5 protein-coding genes and 3 pseudogenes are annotated in these 8,133 nt (G+C 45.6%); all 8 read right to left on the bottom strand.

Going from position 1 to position 8,133, the window contains the following annotated elements; all coding sequences use genetic code 11:
- Window positions 1-342 precede the first annotated feature (342 nt).
- Window positions 343-663: a HigA family addiction module antitoxin gene (locus FTU82_RS15030; RefSeq protein ID WP_180001686.1), complete on the bottom strand. Its 321-nt coding sequence runs from the start codon at window positions 661-663 to the stop codon at window positions 343-345.
- Between the two features lie 12 nt (window positions 664-675).
- The gene (locus FTU82_RS15025) at window positions 676-972 is read right to left on the bottom strand and encodes a type II toxin-antitoxin system RelE/ParE family toxin (RefSeq protein ID WP_180001687.1); all 297 of its coding nucleotides are present in this window, start codon (window positions 970-972) and stop codon (window positions 676-678) included.
- 390 nt (window positions 973-1,362) lie between these two features.
- A complete protein-coding gene (locus tag FTU82_RS15020) occupies window positions 1,363-1,590 on the bottom strand; it encodes a hypothetical protein (protein ID WP_004647679.1) in 228 nt (75 codons plus the stop codon).
- A gap of 265 nt (window positions 1,591-1,855) precedes the next feature.
- Complete coding sequence (gene dnaJ / locus FTU82_RS15015) at window positions 1,856-2,974, bottom strand: molecular chaperone DnaJ (protein ID WP_180101568.1); 1,119 nt, start codon at window positions 2,972-2,974, stop codon at window positions 1,856-1,858.
- A gap of 103 nt (window positions 2,975-3,077) precedes the next feature.
- Window positions 3,078-3,455 (bottom strand): hypothetical protein, encoded by a 378-nt coding sequence (locus FTU82_RS15010; RefSeq protein WP_005104998.1) that lies wholly within the window; start codon window positions 3,453-3,455, stop codon window positions 3,078-3,080.
- 141 nt (window positions 3,456-3,596) lie between these two features.
- Window positions 3,597-6,718: pseudogene (locus tag FTU82_RS15005) on the bottom strand (efflux RND transporter permease subunit).
- Between the two features lie 2 nt (window positions 6,719-6,720).
- Window positions 6,721-7,824: pseudogene (locus tag FTU82_RS15000) on the bottom strand (efflux RND transporter periplasmic adaptor subunit).
- A 26-nt stretch (window positions 7,825-7,850) separates the two neighbouring features.
- Window positions 7,851-8,133 (bottom strand): annotated as a pseudogene (locus tag FTU82_RS16060) (RNA-guided endonuclease TnpB family protein); the annotation flags it as partial.

Below are 8,133 nucleotides of genomic sequence, written 5' to 3'. Positions count from 1 at the left end.
CAAGAACGGACTGATCGCTATAAGTCGGAACTGACCGACTCAGGCTCTAGTTACACGTTTGGCAACAAGACATTAACAGAGTGCGAATTAGTCCTTGACTATGTTTGACTACATTTTAAGGAACAGTGAAATCACTGATATTAATAAAAGTACTTCATAAGTGTACATATAAAATCAACAATCCATAAGTAAGAACATATGGGCATCATTGGGTGGAATAAAATCATATGATGTTTGAAGAAAATGAGTAGTTAATTATCTGTATTATGTAGCAACTGCTACAAAACATAATAATTAATTAGTTAGAAAAAAGCCGAGATTAACTCGGCATTCTTTTTTGGCTTACGCCATTGCATGAACAATAGGCGCATGAATCACTTGCAATGGCCGATTCTTTACTTTTTCCCGAGCCTGCCACATATCATACTTAGCTTGCATCTGTAACCACAGATCAGCACGACCACCACGTTCAATGCCCAACCATGCTTCAATACGTAACGCCATCTCAGGTGATATAGCCGCTTTCTCATTGAGTACACGCGATAATGCCGCACGGGATACGCCAAGCTGTTTAGCCGCTTCGGTTACGGTTAAAGCCAGTGATGGTAAAATATCTTCTCGCAAAATTTCCGCTGGATGTGGGGGGTTAAACATTTGTGACATAGCACACCTCTCTTAATGATAATCCTGATAATCAACTAAAATGGCATCTTCATTTTCAAACTTAAATGTTAAACGCCAGTTTCCATTCACTGATACAGAATAATGCTTCTCGACATCTTGGTTTTTAGGGTTTTTACCTGTTAGTGGGTGTAAGCTCCAGCCCAGAACATCCATATCAGAGGGTGATGTAGAGGTATCTAATACCAACAATTGACGGCGTAGTTTTTTGGCATGTGCTGGCTGTATGCCTGCGGTTGAACCTGTTTCAAAAAACTTTTTCAATCCTTTATGCCGAAACGACTTAATCATGCAAATCACTCTGTCAGAATGACTTTTATTGTATAGTGTAACGCCTCACTTATCAACAGGTCTTGGTTTGTGCTGTTGTTATACAATGTCGTATTCATCAATAAAATTTTTCAAAAGCATGGTCAAGCCAAAAAGTGATTTGGACAAAATCAAATTTTTTGTCCATAGAAAAGCATGTCTATATGGTCAAAATGAATATTTATATAAAATAATATAATTCAATAACTTGGTACATATCCACATAAAACAACTTATGGAATGTAAATATTTTAATCAAGCTTAAGAAGTTAGGCAATCACTTCCATCAAAGCTATACGATGTAGATCAACTTGACTGTCATATAGACTGGCAAAATCTCCACTAAAAATTTGATGTTTCTTAATTTTATCTTTAAATAACTTTATGATTTAGCTTAAATAATTGATTTAGAGAAGTATAGAATGTACGGCCATCTAAGTTTAAATCTACCTCAACTCCAGATGAAAGAAGAACTCTTTTACCCACTTCAATTCTTTTTAAACCCTGACGTGTATTTTGCATTTTATTGAGAGGAATTAACGAAACAATAATTTCAGTACCATTTTTAGATTTTGCAATTAAATCATTTATTTTTAACAACCTGAATCCTATTTTTCTAAAGATTTTTCCAATTTGGAAAATAACTTAAAATTAAATTTGAACGATAAAAAAAAGCACTTATTAAGTGCTTTTTTTACTGTTTATTCTTGCTTAGATAGTCAAATATAAGAACAGAAACCGCTTTTTAGGCGGTTTTTATGTTTAAGCGATACCTATCAACTAATAAATAGCATCTTCTAATCTAGAGTATCTTATCTATATAATAAAAAAGGACGCCTCAGCGTCCTTTTTTACTTTCACTCAATTAATCAAACAAGCGATCAAAGAATGATTTTTTCTTTGGTGATGATTTGCTGTCTTCACCATCCATGGTTTCTTGCAGTTCTTTCAACAATTCACGTTGACGTGCAGTTAAATTCACTGGAGTTTCCACCACAATACGGCACAGCAAATCACCTTGCATGCTGGTACGTACCGGTTTAACACCCTTACCACGTAAGCGGAACAGTTTACCCGTTTGCGTACCTTCAGGAATTTTCAGGCTGACACGGCCATCAAGCGTAGGAATCTGGATTTCTTTACCGAGTGCTGCATCGGCAATTGATACCGGCACATCCATATATAGGTCAGCACCATCACGCTGGAAGATTTCGTGCTCGCGCACCACCACTTCTACGTACAAGTCACCTGACTGACCATCACGGATCGCCTCACCTTTACCGGTCAAACGTACGCGGTCGCCATTGTCCACACCCGCAGGAATAGTGACTTCCAGGGTTTGCTGACGATCCGACACACCCGAACCATGACATTTATTACATGGGTTCTTGATGATCTTGCCCTGACCGCGACAGGTACTACAGGTTTGCTGTACCGAGAAGAAACCTTGCTGCATACGCACTTGACCGGCACCATGACAGGTACGGCAGGTTTCGACATCGTTTGGATTTTTTGAGCCCTTACCATCACAAGCATCACACGGTGCCGGTGCAGTAAAAGTAATGGTTTTCTTGACACCTTTGACCGCTTCTTCCAGAGTCAATTCCATCACATAGCGTAAGTCGGAACCACGGCGTGCACGTTGCTGGCCACGACCACCGCCGCCACCAAAAGCACCACCGAAAATATCACCGAACTGGCTGAAAATATCTTCTGCGCTGAAACCACCGCCGAAGCCGCCACCACCGCCCATACCACCTTCAAAGGCCTGATGGCCCATACGGTCATACATGCTGCGCTTTTCACCATCAGAGAGCACTTCGTAAGCTTCTGCAGCTTCTTTGAATTTCTCTTCAGCTTCAGCATTGTCCGGGTTACGGTCTGGATGATATTTCATCGCCAACTTGCGGTAGGCTTTTTTGATTTCATCATCACTAGCGGTTTTAGCGACGCCTAAAACCTCATAATAATCACGTTTAGCCATGTCTGGCGATGCTCCTCACGGAATTTTGTTAATATTCAACTGAGGTCTAAAATTGGGTTCAAACCTGATTTTACAAGGGGAAATATGAAAAAAGTTATGTGTTTTAGAACACAGCTTTGTTTTGAGAGAATTTATAGAAGCCTTTAAACCAGGCATTGAGCAGAAAAATAAAGGCAATAAAGCTGAAAATCACCCCGGTCACCACACAGGCTTTGACCCATAAGTGGCTGTCCCAGGCAAAGAAAAACAATGGAATAAACCACAATGCAGCGAAGAGCGCCAAAATGGTATAAATCACGATATTACGCATGATCCACAGTGCCTGTGCCTGTAACCAGACTTCAGCATAATCAACCTGGGTGACTTTACGTGCGAACCAGTAAGCAAATACCCCGCTAAATACGGTAAATAAGGCCAAAAACATGAAGACATAGGCCACGGCTACGGAACGTCGCATCTTGGTTAATGTCACTGGAGTCATGTCTGGTTCAACCTCATTACTGCCCTGGCAGTAAGGCCAAAACAGCAATTTTTTATTTTTTGAATTATAAAAATCTCAGGTGCTACTATATTGAAAATTTCAAAATTTCGCACCTGAAATTATGACAATTTTAAACAGAATTTAAACTTTTTTCACTTTAAACCACTGTGCATATAGTGCAGGCAGGAAAAACAGGGTCAGAAGTGTTGCCACAATTAAACCGCCCATAATGGCCACTGCCATCGGCCCGAAAAAAATACTGCGAGACAAGGGAATCATGGCTAAAACTGCGGCCAATGCGGTCAAGACAATCGGGCGACAACGGCGGACTGTGGCATTGATAATGGCATCCCATGGGGATTCTCCGGCCTGAATATCCTGCTCGATCTGGTCAATCAGAATCAGGGAATTTCGCATGATCATTCCAGAAAGCGCAATCGTCCCGAGCATGGCCACAAAACCGAAAGGTTTATTGAAAATTAACAGGAATAACACCACTCCGATAATGCCCAAAGGTGCGGTCAGGAATACAATAAAGGCCCGTGAGATGCTCTTGAGCTGAATCATTAACAGGGTCATCACTACCGCCAGGAATAAAGGCATGCCAGCATTGACCGAGTTCTGTCCACGCGCGGATTCTTCGACCGTGCCGCCCACTTGCAGCAGATAGCCATTCGGCAACTCAGCTCGAAGTTGGTGCAGTGAATCGTGTAATTCATTCACCACAGTGGCCGGCTGTAAGGCCGTGCGAATATCGGCACGCACTGTGATGGTCGGTAAACGATTCCGATGCCAGATCAAGCCTTCTTCAAAGCTATATTCAATGTTGGCAAGCTGTGCCAACGGTACCGAAGTACCACGTGACGTCGGTATCGCCAGACTGCTTAAAGAAGCGACATCAACGCGTTCAGCCTGCGCACCACGTAAACGGATTTCAATCAGTTCACGCTTTTCCCGATACTGATCAATGCCGGCCCCCAAAATCGAGCTGTTCAGCACATTGGCCAGCTCACTGCTAGTCACGCCCAACTGACGGGCACGATCCTGATCGATCTCCAGTTTGATGACTTTGCTCGGCTCCCCCCAGTCCAGATGTACATTGGTGGTATTCGGATTTTCTCCCACGGTGGCTGCAACTTTCTGCGCCCATTCACGGACTAATCCTAGGTCTTCACCCGATACCCTGAACTGCAGTGGATAACCCACAGGTGGGCCATTTTCCAGCAAGGACACCCGGGTACGCACTTCTGGCAATAACTTTCGAATCTGATCACTTAAGGATTTACGGATTTCATTTCGATCCTCTAAAGAGGATGCCAGCACTACAAACTGGGCAAAACTGGTTTGCGGCAACTGCTGATCCAGCGGTAAATAGAAACGCGGAGAACCAATTCCGACATAGGCCACATAGTTATCAATGCCCTGCTGTTTCGACAAAAAGGCTTCAACTTTTTTCACCGCAGCTTCGGTGGCTTTCAGAGAGGCGCCTTCTTCGAGCTTGAGATCCACCAGAATTTCAGCCCGATTCGAGGGCGGGAAAAATTGCTGTGGCACCAGCTTAAACATTAAAATGGAGAGAATAAAAATTCCTACCGTTGCTGTAATCACGGTCTTACGATAGGTCACACAGGTATTTACCCAACGGCGAAAACCTTGATAAAACCGGGTTTGATAAGGATCATGCTGTTCGCCGGCATGATGCACGACCGGCTGAGGTTCGGGCTGCTTGCGCAAACGCGCCCAAAGGCGCTGATACCACGGCGCTTTTTGTATCAAGTCTTTGTTGAAATCCGGTAAAAGTTTATCGCCTAAGTATGGGACAAACAGTACCGCGGCAATCCAGGACACCAGCAATGCGATGGTTACCACCTGGAAAATCGAACGGGTATATTCCCCGGTACTCGAGGCCGCTGTGGCAATCGGCAGGAAACCGGCAGCAGTAATCAGGGTCCCGGTCAGCATGGGAAAAGCGGTGGTGTGCCAGGCATGTCCGGCTGCCTGCAAACGGCTATAACCCTGCTCCATTTTAATCGCCATCATTTCAATCGCGATAATGGCATCATCGACTAGCAGACCGAGGGCCAGAATCAGGGCCCCCAAGGAAATTTTATGCAGTCCGACATCAAACAGCTGCATACCGGCGAAAGTCATGGCCAGCACCAGCGGAATGGAGAAAGCCACCACCAGACCAGTCCGGAAACCGAGCGAGAAAAAACTGACCAGCAATACGATAATCACCGCTTCTGCCAGCACTTTCATAAATTCGTTAATACTGCGTTTGACTGCCACCGGCTGGTCGGAGACTTTTTGCAGCTCCATGCCGAGTGGCAGGGCTTTTTGCAGGCGGGCGAATTCCTGTTCCAAATTTTTACCCAAGGCAATGATGTCCCCACCCTTGCGCATGGACACAGCAATACCAATGCCGTTTTCACCCATAAAGCGCATTCGAGGCTGTGCCGGATCACTAAAGCCACGATAGATGCGACATCTCCCAACTGAATAGTTTTGCCATTGACCAGCAGCGGCATCTGTCTTAATTCTTCCACACTGTTTAATGCACCACTGACCCGCACCTGAATCCGGTCTGAACCGGTTTCAAAAAAACCGGACTGGATGGTGGCATTTTGCTGTTGCAAGGCTTGCTGAATCGCCATAACTGGAACGCCCAGCTGAATGGCCTTGGTATTGGAAATCTCAATCCAGATTTTCTGGTCTTGCAGGCCAATCAGTTCAACTTTGGCGACATCTTTGACCCGTTGCAGTTGCAGCTGTAAGCGGTCGGCGTATTCCTTGAGGGTCGCATAGTCAAAATCTTTACCCTTGAGCACATAAATATTGCCAAAGGTATCGCCGAATTCATCATTAAAGAACGGCCCTTGTACTCCTTGTGGCAATTCATGCCGGATATCGCCCACTTTCTTGCGCACGTTATACCAGACATCCGCGACATCTTTCGAAGCCAGAGAATCCTTGGCAACAAAAGTCACCATGGATTCACCCGGACGTGAATAGGCCATGATGCGGTCATACTGTCCCGTGGTCATCAGTTCCTTTTCAATCCGGTCAGTGACCTGTAGGGATACTTCTTTGGCACTGGCACCCGGCCAATAGGTCTGGATCACCATGACTTTAAAAGTAAAAGGCGGATCTTCACTTTGTGACAGTTGGGAATAAGAGACGATGCCGATCAGACCCAGCAGGATCATAAAATACAGCACCAGACCTTTATTTTTTAAGGCCCATTCCGACAGGTTAAAGTTCATGCTTAACTCCCTGCCTGAATGGTCACACGACGGTTTTCACGATCAATCGGATTGATTTTTTGCTGGTTACGCAGCAGATGTACGCCGCCAATCACTACATAATCTTCCGGCTTGAGGCCACTGAGTACAGGAACACTGTCCCGGCCATAGGCACCGAGCTGAACCGGAACTTTACGCAAGGTATGATCCGGCTGGACCACCATCACATAAGCCTGCTGATCCGTTGCCGAGACACTGGATAGCGGCACACTGAGCATATTGTCGCGGCTGTGCTGAAAAAATACCCGGGCACTTTGCCCCAGCTGGATCTGACCATTGCCTTCACGTAAGGAAACTTTAACCCGAAAGGTACGCGACTGGTCCGCTGCTGGTGAAATCTCGCGGACAAAAGCGGCAAATTTCTCTTCAGGTTTGGACCATAATGTCACTGTAGCTGCCTGTCCAACCTTGATCTCCGAAATAGCCTGTTCCGGTACGCCAATTACCACTTCACGCTCACCGGCAATCGCCAGTTCATACGCCGCCTGCCCGGCAGCCACCACCTGTCCTGTTTCTATATTGCGTGCAGTGATCACGCCGTTTCTGGTGGCAATCAGCTGGTTATAAGCAGTCTGGTTTTTAGCGGTATCGTAGTTGGATTGTGCCTGTTTCAGATTTGATAGGGCGGTCTTGTACTGGTTTTCGATCGCGTCATATTGTGAGCGGCTCACGGCATTGGATGGCAATAACTGCTTGAAACGTTGTAATTCATCCTGAGCAATCTTAGTAGCAGACTGCGCGCTTTCCAGCTGGGCACGTGCTGCATTCAGCTGCAGCTGGGCATCTTTGACATCCAGAGTTGCCAGGACTTGCCCGGCTTTGACCTGGTCACCCACATCAGCGAAGCGCTGGGTCACCTGCCCAGCGACCCGAAATGCCAGCGCCGTTTGCTGGCGTGCCTGCACATCACCGGCATAACTTTTTAATTCATGCTGTGAAGTGGTGGGTGTCGCCACCATGACAAAGGGAACTTCCTGTTATGCTGCAGCAGTATCTTTGCTGCACCCGCTTAAAGTCACGCTGCAAAGCACCACCATGCCAGCCAATACGCTGTAAATCCTGCTCATCTTATTCGCTGTTCCTTAAAATGTAGTCAAACATAGTCAAGGACTAATTCGCACTCTGTTAATGTCTTGTTGCCAAGCGTGTAACTAGAGCCTGAGTCGGTCAGTTCCGACTTATAGCGGTCAGTCCGTTCTTGCAATATGCGCTTTACAGTCTTGTAAGGCGTATAACGACTTATCTCAGAGTCGTTTAATCTTGCAAGCACGTTTCTCGCAGCATTCCAATCAGCTTGCACAACTTCCCCATTAAAACGATGAAAGCGATCTCCCTTGCGTGTGCCTATTAAAAGCCCACGTAAGAAAGAATCACTT

The organism is Acinetobacter sp. YH12151, from assembly GCF_013418355.1.
Taxonomy (GTDB): Bacteria; Pseudomonadota; Gammaproteobacteria; order Pseudomonadales; family Moraxellaceae; genus Acinetobacter; species Acinetobacter pseudolwoffii.
The sequence above is the reverse complement of the archived record's forward strand: the minus strand, read 5'-3'. Positions and strand labels throughout refer to the sequence as shown.

What these genes read in the sequence shown, in the direction of transcription:
- dnaJ (WP_180101568.1), bottom strand. Translation starts at nt 2,974, where the DNA reads ATGGCTAAACGTGATTATTATGAGGTTTTAGGCGTCGCTAAAACCGCT.
- FTU82_RS15010 (WP_005104998.1), bottom strand. Translation starts at nt 3,455, where the DNA reads ATGACTCCAGTGACATTAACCAAGATGCGACGTTCCGTAGCCGTGGCC.
- FTU82_RS15030 (WP_180001686.1), bottom strand. Translation starts at nt 663, where the DNA reads ATGTCACAAATGTTTAACCCCCCACATCCAGCGGAAATTTTGCGAGAA.
- FTU82_RS15025 (WP_180001687.1), bottom strand. Translation starts at nt 972, where the DNA reads ATGATTAAGTCGTTTCGGCATAAAGGATTGAAAAAGTTTTTTGAAACA.